The sequence below is a fragment of the Pseudazoarcus sp. NS34 genome, from assembly GCF_059703725.1.
Genome location: NZ_BAAKIZ010000003.1, coordinates 221,897 through 237,004, shown reverse-complemented (window position 1 = coordinate 237,004; position 15,108 = coordinate 221,897). Strand labels below are relative to the sequence as shown.

General features: G+C 64.5%; 12 protein-coding genes. 4 read left to right on the top strand and 8 right to left on the bottom strand.

Annotated elements, in window-relative coordinates; translation table 11 throughout:
* The first annotated feature begins 122 nt into the window (after nucleotides 1-122).
* Entirely contained in the window at nucleotides 123-2,204 is a 2,082-nt protein-coding gene (locus AC6H0N_RS11245) for a BCCT family transporter (protein WP_497574199.1), read from the top strand.
* Nucleotides 2,205-2,219: 15 nt separating this feature from the next.
* On the opposite strand, the gene AC6H0N_RS11240 is transcribed toward AC6H0N_RS11245, so the two are convergent.
* The 4 genes from AC6H0N_RS11240 to moaC all read right to left on the bottom strand — a co-directional run bounded on the left by AC6H0N_RS11240 (nucleotide 2,220) and on the right by moaC (nucleotide 6,857).
* The gene (locus AC6H0N_RS11240) at nucleotides 2,220-3,077 is read right to left on the bottom strand and encodes a hypothetical protein (RefSeq protein ID WP_497574198.1); all 858 of its coding nucleotides are present in this window, start codon (nucleotides 3,075-3,077) and stop codon (nucleotides 2,220-2,222) included.
* A gap of 138 nt (nucleotides 3,078-3,215) precedes the next feature.
* Nucleotides 3,216-4,262 (bottom strand): porin, encoded by a 1,047-nt coding sequence (locus AC6H0N_RS11235; RefSeq protein WP_497574197.1) that lies wholly within the window; start codon nucleotides 4,260-4,262, stop codon nucleotides 3,216-3,218.
* Between the two features lie 16 nt (nucleotides 4,263-4,278).
* Nucleotides 4,279-6,285, bottom strand: coding sequence for a BCCT family transporter (locus AC6H0N_RS11230; protein ID WP_497574196.1), 2,007 nt, complete (start codon nucleotides 6,283-6,285; stop codon nucleotides 4,279-4,281).
* Nucleotides 6,286-6,365: 80 nt separating this feature from the next.
* Complete coding sequence (gene moaC / locus AC6H0N_RS11225; protein ID WP_497574195.1) at nucleotides 6,366-6,857, bottom strand: cyclic pyranopterin monophosphate synthase MoaC; 492 nt, start codon at nucleotides 6,855-6,857, stop codon at nucleotides 6,366-6,368.
* A gap of 51 nt (nucleotides 6,858-6,908) precedes the next feature.
* On the opposite strand from moaC, the gene AC6H0N_RS11220 reads away from it, so the two are divergent.
* Both AC6H0N_RS11220 and AC6H0N_RS11215 read left to right on the top strand, forming a co-directional pair.
* The gene (locus AC6H0N_RS11220; protein ID WP_497574194.1) at nucleotides 6,909-8,336 is read left to right on the top strand and encodes a M48 family metalloprotease; all 1,428 of its coding nucleotides are present in this window, start codon (nucleotides 6,909-6,911) and stop codon (nucleotides 8,334-8,336) included.
* Between the two features lie 71 nt (nucleotides 8,337-8,407).
* Nucleotides 8,408-8,638 (top strand): sulfurtransferase TusA family protein, encoded by a 231-nt coding sequence (locus AC6H0N_RS11215; protein ID WP_497574193.1) that lies wholly within the window; start codon nucleotides 8,408-8,410, stop codon nucleotides 8,636-8,638.
* A gap of 145 nt (nucleotides 8,639-8,783) precedes the next feature.
* Here AC6H0N_RS11215 and AC6H0N_RS11210 read toward each other — a convergent pair whose 3' ends face one another.
* Together AC6H0N_RS11210 and AC6H0N_RS11205 are read right to left on the bottom strand one after the other, a co-directional pair.
* Nucleotides 8,784-10,427 (bottom strand): methyl-accepting chemotaxis protein, encoded by a 1,644-nt coding sequence (locus AC6H0N_RS11210; RefSeq protein ID WP_497574192.1) that lies wholly within the window; start codon nucleotides 10,425-10,427, stop codon nucleotides 8,784-8,786.
* A 191-nt stretch (nucleotides 10,428-10,618) separates the two neighbouring features.
* A complete protein-coding gene (locus AC6H0N_RS11205) occupies nucleotides 10,619-13,510 on the bottom strand; it encodes a valine--tRNA ligase (protein WP_497574191.1) in 2,892 nt (963 codons plus the stop codon).
* 124 nt (nucleotides 13,511-13,634) lie between these two features.
* Between AC6H0N_RS11205 and AC6H0N_RS11200 the strand changes: the two genes are divergently transcribed.
* Complete coding sequence (locus tag AC6H0N_RS11200) at nucleotides 13,635-14,270, top strand: lipopolysaccharide kinase InaA family protein (protein ID WP_497574190.1); 636 nt, start codon at nucleotides 13,635-13,637, stop codon at nucleotides 14,268-14,270.
* Here the strand turns inward: AC6H0N_RS11200 and AC6H0N_RS11195 are convergent.
* Both AC6H0N_RS11195 and AC6H0N_RS11190 read right to left on the bottom strand, forming a co-directional pair.
* Nucleotides 14,257-14,673, bottom strand: coding sequence for a hypothetical protein (locus AC6H0N_RS11195; RefSeq protein WP_497574189.1), 417 nt, complete (start codon nucleotides 14,671-14,673; stop codon nucleotides 14,257-14,259). The two genes, AC6H0N_RS11200 and AC6H0N_RS11195, sit on opposite strands and share 14 nt — an antisense overlap.
* Complete coding sequence (locus AC6H0N_RS11190; protein WP_497574188.1) at nucleotides 14,673-15,107, bottom strand: DNA polymerase III subunit chi; 435 nt, start codon at nucleotides 15,105-15,107, stop codon at nucleotides 14,673-14,675. Before AC6H0N_RS11190 ends, AC6H0N_RS11195 begins: the two co-directional genes overlap by 1 nt.
* Nucleotide 15,108: the final 1 nt, after the last annotated feature.

Sequence of the window (15,108 nt, the reverse complement as noted above, 5' to 3'; positions counted from 1 at the left end):
TCGTACGAAGGTCAAGAATTCATGAAGTGTGGGTTGTTCACGAGGCCATCGCGTTTGGCCATGCGGGCTCCAGCGCTTACCATGGGTCGGGTTGCCAAGGGGGAAGGCCCCCGGAGAGGAGCATGGACACTCGGGAATCAGGTCGCACGGCGCTGGCGAAGTCGACTTTACTGGCGCCGGTTTTCGTACCGGCAGTGGTGGTCGCAGCGCTGTTGGTGATCGGCACCATGAGCAATCCGGAACTGGCCGGAGAAGCCTTCAGCGCCACGCTGTCGTGGATCACGCGCACCTTTGGCTGGTTCTACATGCTGGCGGTTGCACTGTTCCTGATCTTCATCGTCGGTGTGGCCATCTCGAAATGGGGCAGTACCCGTCTGGGACCGGACCACGGCGAACCGCAATACAGTTTCCCGGCCTGGTTTGCGATGCTGTTTTCGGCCGGCTACGGCATTGCGTTGCTGTTCTTCGGCGTCGCCGAGCCCGTGCTCCACTACGCCTCGCCGCCGGTGGGCGCCGCACAGACCGTGGATGCGGCAAAGCAGGCGATGCAGATTGCCTTCTTCCACTGGGGCTTCCACATCTGGGCCATCTACGGCTTGACTGGTCTGGTGCTGGCCTACTTTGCCTTCCGTCACGGCCTGCCGCTGTCGATGCGCTCAGCGCTGTATCCGCTGATCGGCGAGCGCATTCACGGTCCCATCGGCCACACGGTGGACGTCTTCGCAATACTCGGCACGCTGTTCGGCATCGCCACCACGCTGGGCTTGTCGGTGGCACAGATCAACGCCGGCATGAATTATCTGTGGCCGTCCATACCGGTCGACACGAGCGTGCAGGTGATCACCATCGCGGTCATTACCGGCCTGACCGTACTGTCGGTGGCGGCCGGGCTGGACAAGGGCGTCAAGCGCCTGTCCATCCTCAACATGGCGCTGGCCGGGCTGTTGATGCTGTTCGTGTTTCTGGTCGGGCCCAGCATCTTCATCCTCGAGACCTTTCTGCAGAACACCGGCAGCTACCTGTCCAACATCGTCGAGCGCACCTTCAACCTGCAGGCCTATTCGCGTAGCGACTGGATCGGCAACTGGACGCTGTTCATCTTCGGCTGGACGATTGCCTGGGCGCCCTTCGTGGGGTTGTTCATCGCCAAGATCAGCCGCGGCCGCACGATCCGCGAATTTGTCGTGGGCGTGATGCTGGTGCCGACGCTGTTTACCTTCCTGTGGTTCTCGATCTTCGGTGATACCGCGCTGCACCTGATCATGGTCGAGGGCTACACCACGCTGATCGACGATGTGCAGGCGGACACCGCCATTGCGCTGTTCAAGCTGTTCGAGTTGCTGCCGTGGACGGAGCTTGTGTCATTCGTGACGGTGCTGCTGATCGTCACCTTCTTCGTGACTTCGGCGGACTCGGGCTCGTTGGTGATCGATTCGCTGGCCTCTGGTGGCGCCGCGCGCACGCCGGTTTGGCAGCGCGTGTTCTGGGCCACGCTGCAGGGTGCCGTGGCGTCGGCGTTGTTGGTGGCCGGTGGCCTGTCCGCGTTGCAGACCATGAGCATCGCCAGTGCCTTGCCCTTTGCGGTGATCCTGTTGATCGCCGCGCTGGGCATGTGGCGTGCGCTGTCCATCGAGAGTCATCGCGAGTTCAGCCTGCAGGCTCACATGCAGGGCATTCGCCACGCCGAGCCAGGCGGCTGGAAGAAGCGCCTGTCCGAAATGATCGACTTCCCGTCGCGCGTCGACGTCGAGCGCTTCATCAACACCCGCGCCTTCGATGCGATGCAAACGGTGGGTGCTGCGCTGCGCGAGAAGGGCTGGCCGGCCGAGGTGTGCTTCGATGTTGCCAATCAGCGCAGTTACATCGAAATCGTGCGTGACGGCGACATCGACTTCATCTACGAGATCCGTCTGCGCGGCTATTCCCGCCCGAGCTTTGCCTACCCGCAGATGGCGCGCGACGAGGACGGCGACGAGCTGTACTACCGCGCCGAGGTGTTCCTGCGCAATGGCGGCCTGGCCTATGACATGTACGGCAGTTCGACGCAGGAGATCATTGACGACATCCTGGGGCAGTTCGGCAACTACCTGCACTTCCTGCACATTTCGCCAGGCGTGCTGCCGTGGAAAATGAACGAGCACGACGACATGATCGACACCGCGGGGGAGCCGGGCAATCTGGCGGGGGAGTTGCCTAAGGCCTGACGGCCGAGCGCTGGCTCAGAAGTCGTAGCGCAGCCCGGTCATGATGCCGCGACCGCTGCGGAGTCCGGATTCGGTGACCGTGCGCCGGCTGAGGTCCGTCAGTGCCACGCCACTGTCTTCATGGTGGAAGGCAGCGAAGAAGGTCAGGGCACGGCTGTAACGGTGATCCAGACCGAACTGCAGCATCGGTTCGTCTTCGCCCTCGAAGCGGCTCAGCGTCAAGCGCCAGGTGTTGCGACCTTCGGTGTAGCTGCCGAGCAGGTTCCAGTCGCGTGCACCGTTGCTGGCCCCGGACAAGGTCAGGCCGCCGCGGCGATAACTCACGGCTCCGTACATCCGGCCTTCTCTTGGCGTGTCGTACAGCCACGGGCGGTCGCCGTAGGCGTATGCCGCAGCGACGCTCCAGCCGGCATGGCTCGGACTGGTCCATGACAGGGTGTGGGCCGGCCGTGCCTGATGGAAGCGATTGTTCAGCGGGGCGTGGAGCGGCGCTGGCGTGGCCGCGTCGGGGCGGGACAACCACTGCTGTTCGACTGCCAAGGTGCCGAAACTGCCGCGCAAGCCGATGCGTGCGAGTCGCAGCTCATGTGCGTTGTTTGCGGCGACCCAGTGCCGACCAGCTTGCTCAATCTGCACGAAGGCGGCAACGCCGTTGCGTCTGCCCCCGCCCAGGTCCATGTCGCTGTGCCCGGGAATCCGCAGGCCCGACTGCAGGCCGCTGCGTGGCGCGGCGGCAACGCTATACACCGGACTTTGGGAAGTCGCGCCGAGCCCGTTTTCGGCATATCCCGACGGGATGAAGAGCGCGTAACTGCCCGCCGCCAGCAGGGCATGGCCGAACATGCTTGTGGCGCGGGAGGGGCGGACCGTCATTCTCATGGCTCGGCTGCGCATCAGCGGCTCGACAATGAAATCAATATGGATACGTGGAGTGTAGAACTGCCGGTCGGGTTCCGCGGCGTTCGTTGTCGGCCGTTACACCTCGTTTCAAGAGGCGCCGTCAGCGCCTTGTCAGAAGTCGTAGCGCAGGCCCACCGCAATCGCCCGACCGCCGCTGGTGGCCGCGTCGAAACGGCTCAGCCCCGCGCGACGCGCGGTAATGCCCGAGGTCGCGCCCTCACTATAAAACTCGGCAAACAGCGTCAGCTGATCGTTGTAGTGATGGTCTACCCCGGCGTGTACCGTTTGCTCGCCGTAGCCCTCGACGCGCGCGAGCATCAGCTTCCAGGTGTTGCGTCCGGCCGTGTACGCGCCGAGCAGGTTGAAGGCCTGCTGATCGTCTCCGTAGAAAGCGCCAGGGGCGTTGGTGTCGGTGCGCTCGTACTTGAAGGCGGCGTACCACGCGCCTTGCGTCCAGGTGGCGGTGGCACCGTACAGGCGGTCGCGGTAGCCATCGGGGTTGCCGCGGTCGTCCATGCCCAGCGCCAGCACCCAGGGGCCGCCGGCCCAGCTTGCCGTGGCCTGGATGCGACGGTCCTCGATGCGGGCAGTGGATTGCTTGTTGCCGTGTGCAGCCGACCATGAGGCGGCCACGCCAAAGCCGGCGACGCGCGGGCTGGCCCACGCCACGGTGTTGCGCACGCGTGGCGTGGTGTAGGTGGCAAAGCCGCTGTAGTAGCTGCTGAACCAGTCCACCGGCGCGGCAATCGCGTTGTAGTAGGGCATCCATTGCTGGCCCAGCGATAGCGTACCGAAACCGCCCTCGACGCCAATGCGCGCGATGCGCAGCGGCTCGGCCTCGTCGCGGCCGAAGCCGCCCTGATCGTAGGGGTCGCGCACGCGGAAGTTGGCCGAGTCGAATGGCGCTTCAAGCTGTGCGAAGACCCGTGCGCCACCGTCAAAGCGGTACGCCAGGTTTGCATCGAAGCGCGAATAGGCGTCGCGCAGGCCGGTGTAGCGGTCGATTACGTCGCGGTTGTCGGGCGCAACGTACTCGGCCTGGGTGCGCAGCGAGGCGTAAAAATCCCAGGACCAGCCCGGCTCCTCGGCCAGAGCGGGCAGGGCGGGCAGGGCGGTGACGCAGGCGGCGGCGAGCGCGGTTTGGGTGAGCTTGGTCATGGTGTCTCCTCCCGATTCAGCGCACGGCGTTGAGGAAGTGCATGTGGCGTTCGTACTGGTCGAGCACGTCGCCGATGATGTCCTCGCGGCTCCAGCCCATGATGTCGTAGTCCTGACCGCCCTCGCGCAGGTGCACCTCGGCGCGGAAGTAGCGCAGGCGGTCCTGCCGCTCGCGGCGGGTGTCGCGCATGACGAAGCTCGGCGGCTCGTAGGCCATGACGTGTACCGAGTAGAAGAAGTCGATCTCCTCACCGTGACGCACTTCGACCCAGGTGCGCGTGATGGGAGACTCTTCCTCGGCGAGGTGTGCGTCGATGCCGTGTTCGCGCAGTTCCTCGGCGACTTCGGCCAGCGCCGGGCGCACCACTTCGAGCATGAAGCGGCGCACCTCGTTGCGGCGCGGCTGGTGCACCAGGGTTTGCAGCCGGCGTTTCCAGTCAAGCGCAGCTTCACCGCCGACCGCGCGCACGCGCGCATCGCGCAGACTTAGGCGTTTGACGTTGTCGATGCGCAATGCGCGCAACAGCCCGACGCACATCAGCACCATGATGATGGCGAAGGGCAGGGCCGCGGCGATGGTTGCCGTCTGCAGTGCGCCCAGCCCGCCGGCCACCAGCAGCGCGGCGGCGACGATGCCCTCGACGACGGCCCAGAACACACGCTGCCACACCGGAGAGTCGTCGTGGCCGCCGTTGGTCAGCATGTCGACGACGAGCGAGCCAGAGTCCGACGAGGTCACGAAAAAGGTGATCACCAGCAACGTGGCGAGCAGCGACATGATCGACGAAAACGGCAGGTGCTCGAAGAACTGGAACAGCGCCACCGACGTGTCGGCTGCGACGGCGTCGGCGAGTGACTGGAGGCCCTGGATCATCACCATATGGATGGCGGTGTCGCCGAACACCGTCATCCACATGAAGGTGAAGCCGACCGGCACGAACAGCACGCCGACGACGAACTCGCGGATCGTGCGCCCGCGTGACACGCGTGCGATGAACATGCCGACAAAGGGCGACCAGGCAATCCACCACGCCCAATAGAACAGCGTCCAACCGCCGATCCAGCCGGTGGGCTCGTAGGCGTAGAGGTTGAAAGTCATGGAGAACAGGTTCGACAGATACATGCCGGTGTTCTGCACGAAGGTTTGCAGCAGGAACACCGTCGGCCCGGCGATCAGGACGAACAGCACCAGCACCGCGGCCAGCACCATGTTCAGCTCAGAGACGCGACGGATGCCGCCGTCCAGGCCCAGCGCCACCGACAGCGTGGCGATGGCCGTGATGACCGCGATCAGCACGATCTGGATCGTGGTGTTGACCGGTACGCCGAACAGGTAATCGAGGCCGGCGTTGACCTGCATGACCCCGAAGCCGAGAGAGGTGGCCACGCCGAAGATGGTGCCGAGCACGGCGAAGATGTCGACCGCGTGGCCGATCGGCCCATATATGCGCTCACCGATGAGCGGATACAGCGATGAGCGGATGGTCAGCGGCAGGTCGTGGCGGAAGGCGAAATAGGCCAGCGACAGCGCCACCACGGCGTAGATCGCCCAGGCATGCACGCCCCAGTGGAAAAAGGTGATGCGCAGCGCCTGGCGGGCGGCTGCAACCGTCTCCGCGTCGCCGACCGGCGGGCTGACGTAGTGCATGATCGGCTCGGCCACACCGAAGAACATCAGGCCGATGCCCATGCCGGCGGAGAACAGCATCGCGAACCACGAGGTGTAGCTGTAGTCCGGCGAGGTGTGGTCGCGGCCGAGTTTGATGGTGCCGAAGGATGACGCCGCCAACGCGACGACGAAGACCAGAAAGCCGGCAACCGCCAGCACATAGAACCAGCCGGCCGAGTGCATGGTCCAGTCGCGGATCGTGCCGAACAGCACGTCAGCCGTCTCGGGCATCGCGACTGCGAAACCGACGAACAGCAGGGTGAGGACGCCGGAAATGATGAAAACCGGCGGATTGATCAGGATGCGGGGCCGTGGGGCCGCGTCGCTGCTTCCGTTGTCGTCGTTCGGGTCCATGCTACCTCTCCCTCTGTCGTCATTGGTCCAGCAAGCCTGGACAGCCTAGACGCCAAGGGAGGGGATGTCACGCCCGCAAACTATGCAGCAGAGCCGCTGGCCGTCCAGTGACCGGACTTTCCGCCGAGCTTTTCGAGCAGGCGGATGCCGCTCATGGTCATGCCGCGATCGACGGCCTTGCACATGTCGTAGATGGTCAGCAGCGCGACGCTGGCGGCGGTCAGGGCTTCCATTTCGACGCCGGTGCGGCCGACGGTTTCGGCGGTGACACTGACGACGATGCGGCTGTCGGCATCTTCGAGACTGAAGTCGACGGCGACGCGCGTCAGCGGAATCGGATGGCACAGCGGGATCAGTTCGCTGGTGCGTTTGGAGGCCTGGATGGCGGCAATGCGCGCAATGCCGAGCACATCGCCCTTTTTGGCCGTGCCGTCGCGCACCATCGCAAAGGTTGCGGGTAGCATCGAGATGGCGCCGGTGGCGACCGCGACGCGGCGCGTCTCGTCCTTGGCGCCGACATCGACCATGTGGGCCTGGCCGTCGGCATCAAAATGGGTAAGTTGCTGGCTCATGCGCGTGACTTGCCGGAACGATCAATAGGGGGCGCTATCATAGCATCCGTGATGAAACGACTTTCCGCCCTGGCGCTGGCCACGACGCTGGCCGCAACGCCGCTGCACGCCTTCAATCTGCCCGATCTGGGCGATGTGGGCACCTCCGATCTGTCCTCGCTCGAAGAGCAGCGCATCGGTGAATCCATCATGCGCGACATTCGCTGGCAGGACCCGGCCTATCTGGACGATGTCGAGGTCGAGGACTACGTCAGCTCCATCGGTCGGCGCATGGTCGCAGTCGGTCCGCAGCCCGACCGCGAGTTCGAGTTTTTCGTCATCAACAACCCGCAGATCAACGCCTTCGCGTTGCCGGGCGGCTATATCGGCATTCACAGCGGGCTGCTGCTGACGGCCGAGACCGAGTCGGAGTTCGCGTCGGTCATGGGCCACGAAATCGCCCACGTCACGCAACGCCACATTGCCCAGTTGTTCGGCAAACAGGGTCAGTCGATGGCGATGCTGCTGGGCTCGCTGCTGGTCGGCGCGCTGGCGGCCAACAGCAATCCGCAGCTGGCAGAGGCGGCGATTGTGGCCGGTCAGGCCGGAGCCATCCAGCAGCAGTTGGGCTACTCCCGCGCGTTCGAGCGCGAGGCTGATCGCATTGGCCTGCAACTTCTTGAGCGCGCAGGTTTTGATCCGCGCGGCATGCCGGGCTTCTTCGCCCGCCTGCAGCGCGAAACGCGCATTTACGAGAGCGACCTTCCGGGCTATCTGCGCACCCACCCGATGACGCAGGAGCGCTTTGCCGACATGCAGAACCGCGTCGAGCAGATGCGCTATCGGCAGGTGCTCGATTCGTCCGACTTTGCCTTTGTGCGCGCCAAGTTGCGCGTGATTGCGCAGTCGCCGGTCGAGGCCGTGCGCGACTTCGAGGCGCGCGTTGCCGAGCAGCGTGATGATGTTTCCCGCTATGGTCTGGCGCGCGCGCAGATGCGTGCCAACCGTCTGGATGATGCGCGCGCCACACTGGCCACATTGAGTGAGGAAGCACGCAGTTCGGCCTTCGGCGCATTGCTTGAAGTCGAGTTGTTGCTTGCCGCAAGGAATGCCAAGGGCGCGCAGGACGTCGTCGAGCGCGCACAGCGCCGACATCCCGACAGTCGGGCGCTGCGCTATGCCCGAATCGATGTCGAATACGCGGCCGGAAACCCGCAGCGCGCGGCCGAACTGGCCGAAGCGGCGATACAGCGTGACCGCAACGATCCGCGGCTGTGGGAGCGGCTGGCGCGCGCCGAGGAACGGCGGGGCCGGCTCACCGCCTATCACCGTGCGCTGGCCGAGGTCTATGCGCTGCGCGGTGCGCTACCCGCGGCGATCGAACAACTCGAACTGGCACAGCGCGGGGGTAGCAAGGATTTCTACGAGTTGTCGGCGATCGACGCGCGCATGCGCGAGATCAAGCAGGAGTACGATGCCCGTAAGGCAGAGCAGCGCTGATGTTGCAGCGGGTTTTCGTAGCAAGGGCCTGCGTTTATACTGCGCCGTCCCGCACACAGGAGTACTAGCGAATGGAGTTTGACAAGGAGGTCGATGCGCGCGGCTTGAACTGCCCGCTGCCGATTCTGCGCGCGAAGAAGGCGCTTGCCGAAGTGACAAGCGGTCAGACCGTCAAGGTACTCGCCACGGATCCGGGTTCGGTCAAGGATTTTCAGGCGTTTGCGCGCCAGACCGGCAACGATCTGCTGGGGCAGAACGAAACTGCCGAGCGTGTGTTCGAGTTCTACCTGCGGCGCAAGTAAGACGCGACGCGACAAACAAAAAGGCCATCCCGCGGGATGGCCTTTTTTGTCGCCGGGCCGCCCCAAGACAAAACCGGCCCCCTCGGGGGGCAGCGAGCCGGCGAAGCCGACGAGCGTGGGGGGCATTTTGTGTGCTCTGCCGCACTTACACGGCAAAGCGGGCGACAGTGTGCTGCATGCTGCGCGCCATGTTCTCCAGCGTAACAACCGCCGATGATGTTTCGGTCAGGGCAGCCGCGTTTTCGTCGCTGGAGCGCGCGATGGCCTCGATCTGGCTGGCCAGCGTGTCGCTCGCCTGAGCCTGTTCGCGCAGCGCGTTGGCGATTTCCTGCGCCACACCCACGACCTGACGCGAGCCGCCCTGGATGCGTTCGATGGCTTCGCCTGCCGCACGCGCCAGTTCGGAGTCGCCGCCGACCTTGGTGACCACGCGATCCATGTCATCCACCGCCTCGACGGCTGAGTGCTGCATGGCGCCGATGTTGTCGGTGATCTCGCGCGCCGATTGGGCGGAACGCTCGGCAAGCTTGCGCACCTCGTCGGCCACGACCGCGAAGCCGCGGCCCTGCTCGCCGGCCCGCGCCGCCTCGATGGCGGCATTGAGTGCGAGCAGATTGGTCTGCTCGGCGACTTCCTGGATGACCTTCACAATGCTGCCGATGGAGGTCGATTGCTGGCCCAGGCGACGCACGGCTTCGGCCGCCGCGCGTACCGAGTCGGCTGTTTCCAGCATGCCGTCGGCGGTGCGCCGTACCACCTCGCCGCCTTCAGTGGCAGCGCGCGACGAATCTTCCGAAATGCGCAGCGTTTGATCGGCGTTGTCCCGCACCTGGTTGATGCTCACCGTCAGTTCCTCGACCGATGCCGCCGAAGTGGCGGTGGAGTCGTTCAGCGTGCCGACATGCTCGTTGATATGCGCGACTGCCGAGGCAACTTCGGCACTGGTCTGCTGCACTTGCGTGGCGTGATTGTTGATTTCGCGCACCAGGCTCTGGAACTGTTCGAGCATGGCGTTGAGGCCTTGCGCGATGGCGGCGATTTCATCGCCACCGCGCGCGTCGGCACGCAAGCGCAGATCCCAGTCGCGGCACACGGCGGCCATGGTGCCGGCGAAGTTGCTCAGCGCATGATCGATACGTCGGATGATCACCCACGCCAACAGGCCGACGATCAGCGCACCGGCCAGCAACGTCGCCAGAATGCCGTTGCGCGACGACAGGTAGGCGCTTGCCGACGAGACGACTTGAGCTTCCATGCGGGTCGCTTCGGCTTGCTGAATGGCGGCAACCAGTTCGTCCAGGCCCTTGCTGAAATCGCGGTCCATGCCGCGCACTGCGGTGTCGACCTTCTTGCCGGCTTCCGGGTCGGCGACGTCGAAATCGCGCAGCGCGTTGCGGTAACGCTCGCCCAGCAGCGCGTGGTCGTCGAGCAGCTTGGCGACGGTGGCCGATGCCGGGTCGTTGGCGCGCAGATAGGGCTCGACCTGCTGGAGGTTGTTGCGGACCACGCCTTCCTGCTTCTCGAAACCCTTCACGTAGCGCTCGAACAGGGCTGCATCATTGCCGCGGATGAGGATGTTCTTCCATTCCTGCACCTGGGTCTTGAAGGCCGAATCGGCACGGCCGACCGCGACCAGTGCCGCGACGCCGCTGCGTACCTGGCCCAGTCCGCTTTCCATGGTGTTGTTGAAGTTGCGCAATTGCATGACGCCCAACAGGCCGACCACGATCAGGCCGATACAGGCGACCACGGCCAGCGCGACGAGTCGCGTTCGCACGGACAGGGACATGACATTTCTCCACGTTGGGGTTGCATCCGGCCGTGATGCCCGGCCTTCATGGTGTTGACGGATCAATTCCGTGCAACTTCAGTAAAAGACAGGCTTTTTTGTCTAAGGCGATATGAAAGCCGATGAAGAACGCAAGAAAACGGCCCGGACGCACCGTAGCGGTGCAGCCGGGCCGCTTCTTTGGCCTGGATTCAGCGTGCGGCGAGTCGCTCGAGCTGGGGGCGCAGCTGCTCCAGCGTTGCCTCGAAGCCGGCAAGGCGCTCGCGTTCCTGCGCCACCACTGCGGCCGGAGCGCGTTCGACGAAGCTGGCGTTGCCGAGCTTGCCATGAGCCTTGGTGACCTCGCCTTCGATACGGGCAATTTCCTTGGCAAGGCGCTCGCGTTCCGCGGCAATGTCGATCTCGACCTTGAGCATCAGGCGGTGTTCGCCGACCACGGCCACAGGCGCCAGCGCGTCGGCCGGGATGTCGGTCACGAGTTCGACTTCAGCCAGGCGGGCGAGCGCCGACAGGTAGGGCACGAAGGGCTCGACCAAGTCGGCCTTGCCGGCAACCAGCAGCGGCAGGCGCAGGGCGGGTGAGACGTTCATCTCGCCGCGCAGGTTGCGGCAGGCGTTGATCATGGCCTTGAGCGCCGTCATGCGGGCCTCGGCCTGTTCGTCAATGCGCGCCGGGTCGGCGACCGGGTAGGCCGCCTGCATGATGCTGTCGGTGTTCTTGCGACCGGTCATCGGTGCGACGGTCTGCCACAGCTCTTCGGTGATGAACGGAATCAGCGGGTGAGCCAGGCGCAGCACGGTTTCGAGCACGCGCAGCAGGGTGCGGCGCGTGGCGCGCTGCTGGGCGGCATCGCCTTGCTGGATCTGCGCCTTGGCCAGCTCCACATACCAGTCGCAGTATTCGTCCCACACGAACTCGTAGATGGCCTTGGCGGCGAGGTCGAAGCGGTACTCGCCGAAATGCTTTTCGACTTCGGCCTCGGTGCGCTGCAGTCGCGACACGATCCAGCGGTCGACGAAGGAGAAGTCGAGATACCCGCCCGGCACGCACTGCTCGGCGGTGTGCGGATCAAAGCCGCAGTCCTGCCCCTCGCAGTTCATCAGCACGAAGCGTGTGGCGTTCCATAGCTTGTTGCAGAAGTTGCGGTAGCCCTCGCAGCGCGACAGGTCGAACTTGATGTCGCGTCCCGGGCTGGCGAGGCTGGCGTAGGTGAAGCGCAGCGCGTCGGTGCCGAAGGCAGGAATGCCTTCCGGGAATTCCTTGCGCGTCTTCTTCTCGATGCTCGCGGCCTGCTTGGGGTTCATCAGGCCGGTGGTGCGTTTGGCGACCAGCTCATCGACCGAGATGCCGTCGATGAGGTCGATCGGGTCGAGCACATTGCCCTTGGATTTCGACATCTTCTGGCCTTCGCCGTCGCGGATCAGGCCGTGCACATAGACGTGCTTGAACGGAATCTTGCCGGTGATGTGCGTGGTCATCATGACCATGCGTGCAACCCAGAAGAAGATGATGTCGAAGCCGGTGACCAGCACCGTGGAGGGCAGATAGAGATCCAGCGCGTCGTTGGACTTGGCCGGCCATTCGGGCGTCCAGTCCAGCGTGGAGAACGGCCACAGCGCGGACGAATACCAGGTGTCGAGTACGTCTTCGTCGCGCGCCAGCTCGCCTTGGTAGCCGTCTTTGGCGGCCAGTGCGGCGGCTTCATCCAGATCGTGCGCGACCCACACGCGGCGCGTGTCGCCTTCCAGCGCATACCAGGCCGGAATCTGGTGGCCCCACCACAGCTGACGCGAAATGCACCAGTCCTGGATGTTGTTGAGCCACTGGTTGTAGGTGTTGACCCAGTTCTCGGGGTAGAACTTGATCTCGCCCGAGGCAACGACGTCGAGCGCCTTTTGCGTGATGCTCTTGCCGTCCGCTGCCGGTTTGGTCATGGCGACGAACCACTGGTCGGTCAGCATCGGCTCGATGACCACGTTGGTGCGGTCACCGCGCGGCACCATCAGCTTGTGGGGCTTGACTTCGACCAGCACGCCGGCTGCTTCCAGATCAGCGACGACCTTGACGCGCGCAGGCACGCGATCCAGCCCGGCAATGCCTTCGGGCATGGCGAGCGTGCCCTTGCGCTGGCCCTGGGTATCGAACACATCGGCCTGCGCGGGAATCGCGGCGCCGAGGTTGAGGATCACGATCATGTCGAGCTTGTGACGCTGGCCCACTGCGTAGTCGTTGAAGTCATGCGCCGGGGTGACTTTGACGCAGCCGGTGCCGAATTCACGATCGACGTAGTCGTCGCCGATGATCGGGATGTCGCGATCGGCGATCGGCAGACGGACGGTCTTGCCGATGAGGTGGGCGTAGCGCTCGTCCTCCGGGTGCACCATCACGGCGACGTCACCCAGCATGGTTTCGGGACGCGTGGTGGCCACCGTCAGGCCCGCGAGGCCGTCGATGGGGCCATCCGTGAAGGGGTAGAGAATGTGGTACAGCTTGCCGTCCTCTTCCTCGGAGACCACTTCGAGGTCGGAGACGGCGGTGCCCAGCACCGGGTCCCAGTTGACGAGGCGCTTGCCGCGATAGATCAGGCCTTCGTTGTACAGACGCACGAAGGTTTCGGTGACGGTCTTCGACAGGCCTTCGTCCATCGTGAAGCGCTCGCGCGTCCAGTCCGGGCTGGTGCCCATGCGGCGCATCTGACGCGTGATGGTGTCACCCGAGTATTCCTTCCACTCCCACACCTTTTCGAGAAACTTCTCGCGGCCCAGGTCGTGACGCGAGATGCCCTGGGCGTCGAGCTGGCGCTCGACCACGATCTGCGTGGCGATGCCGGCGTGGTCGGTGCCCGGTTGCCACAGCGTGTTGTCGCCGCGCATGCGGTGGTAGCGCGTGAGGCTGTCCATCAGCGTCTGGTTGAAGCCGTGGCCCATGTGCAGCGTGCCGGTGACGTTGGGCGGCGGCAGCAGGATGCAGAAGGCCTCGGACTTCGATGTGTCGAGCCCGGCGTCGAAGTAGCCGCGCGACTCCCACTCGGGATACCAGCGGGATTCAATGGCGGCGGGTTCGAAGCTTTTGGCGAGTTCCATGGCGGCTTTTGTGTACGCGGGCAAAGACGCCAATTATAGCGGAACGATTACCGCTTTCCGGCCACATGGCGCCAGCATTGCGCTTGGAACTGCTAGCATCACGGCCTGTTTCGAAGGGGACGCGATGCCTGAACAGGATTTCGACTACTGGTGGAACGTGCCCGGCGAGTGGGTGGAAGAACCCAATCACCGGCGCAGTGGCTGGAGCGGCATGATGCGGGTCGTCATCGACGGGCGCACGTACTACGTCAAGCGCCAGCTCAATCACCGCTGCTACACCTTCGCTCATCCCTTCGGCTGGCCGACGGCGAGTCGCGAGTGGCAATACCTGAATCAGCTGAAGCAGTTAGGTATCGGTGTCCCCGTGGGGTTGTTTCACGGCGTGCACAAGACGGCCGAAGGCGTCCGGGCCGTGCTGGTGACCGAGGAGCTGGACGGTTTCGCCGATCTGGACGCACTGGTCGCGTTGGATGCCGAGCGCAAGGGCCAGCTCGCGCAGGCCGTGGGAGACCTGCTTGGGCGACTGCATCGCCAACGGCTGCAGCACACCAGCCTCTACAGCAAGCATGTAATGGCCAAGGCCGTGAGTGAGGGTTTCGAGGTCGCATTGATCGACCTGGAGAAAATGCGTCCGCGACCCACTGCGAGTATGGCCGCCCGCCGGGATATGGAGCAATTGCAGCGTCACCAGTGGACGTTCGACGAGGCGCAGTGGGCCGCCTTGCTGAGGGCCCATTCGCGCAGTCTCAGCGCCGTTTGACCGTACGGTCCGCGTTGGGCAGGCGCGAGGCGATTTCGTCCGAAAGGCGCGGCAGCAACGTAACCCGCATGTTGGCCATGACTTCTGCACGGATGCGACCGTGCAGCAGCTCCAGTTCGCGCTCGACGATCTCCGGCATTTCGCGCGTCAGCCAGGTCTCGATTTCGCGCTTGATCGCGGTGTCGAGATCAATGAGCTGTTCCATGACCTGCGTGTCGGGTTCGGCTTCTGCCTCGGGCGGCAGCCCAACCAGCGGAATGATTTCGGTGACCAGTGGTAAATCGTCGTCTTCAGCGCCCATCGCGCTGGCGGGTCTGCCGCGTGAAAGCAAGGCATCGGCCTTGCGCAGCAGCTCGTCGGCTTCACGCAGGTCGCTGTCTTCGTCGAAATTGTCCTTGCGCATCACATCGCCTTGCGCTGTTCGGAATCGAAGGCCTGTAATTCGTGGCCCAGCTGTTTGTAGTTCATCCAGCGACTGCGTGCCGGTGCGCGCTCGGCTTCGTCACGACCAATGATCTCGACCAGCATACGGAATCCGGCAAGATCCGGCGGTACGTCAGGCGCCAGGTTGAACAGCACGTCGGTATGAGGCCAGGGCGCAGCGCTCCCGGCCTCGGCCAGAACGATCGGCGTTTCGGCGGCCAGCGCATGGTCAGCCCGCACATGCGGCACGAACGAGTGCGGGTCGGTGGTCCACAGTAGTTGGTCGGCGCGACGTAGCGCCGCGCCGTCGGGCAGGCGCAGAGCGACCTTGCGGCCGCCTGCGTGTGCGCGTGAGATCAGTTCGCAGGCCAGCGCGAGCGGGTCTTCGGTGTTGTGATAGAACTGGACCCGCACG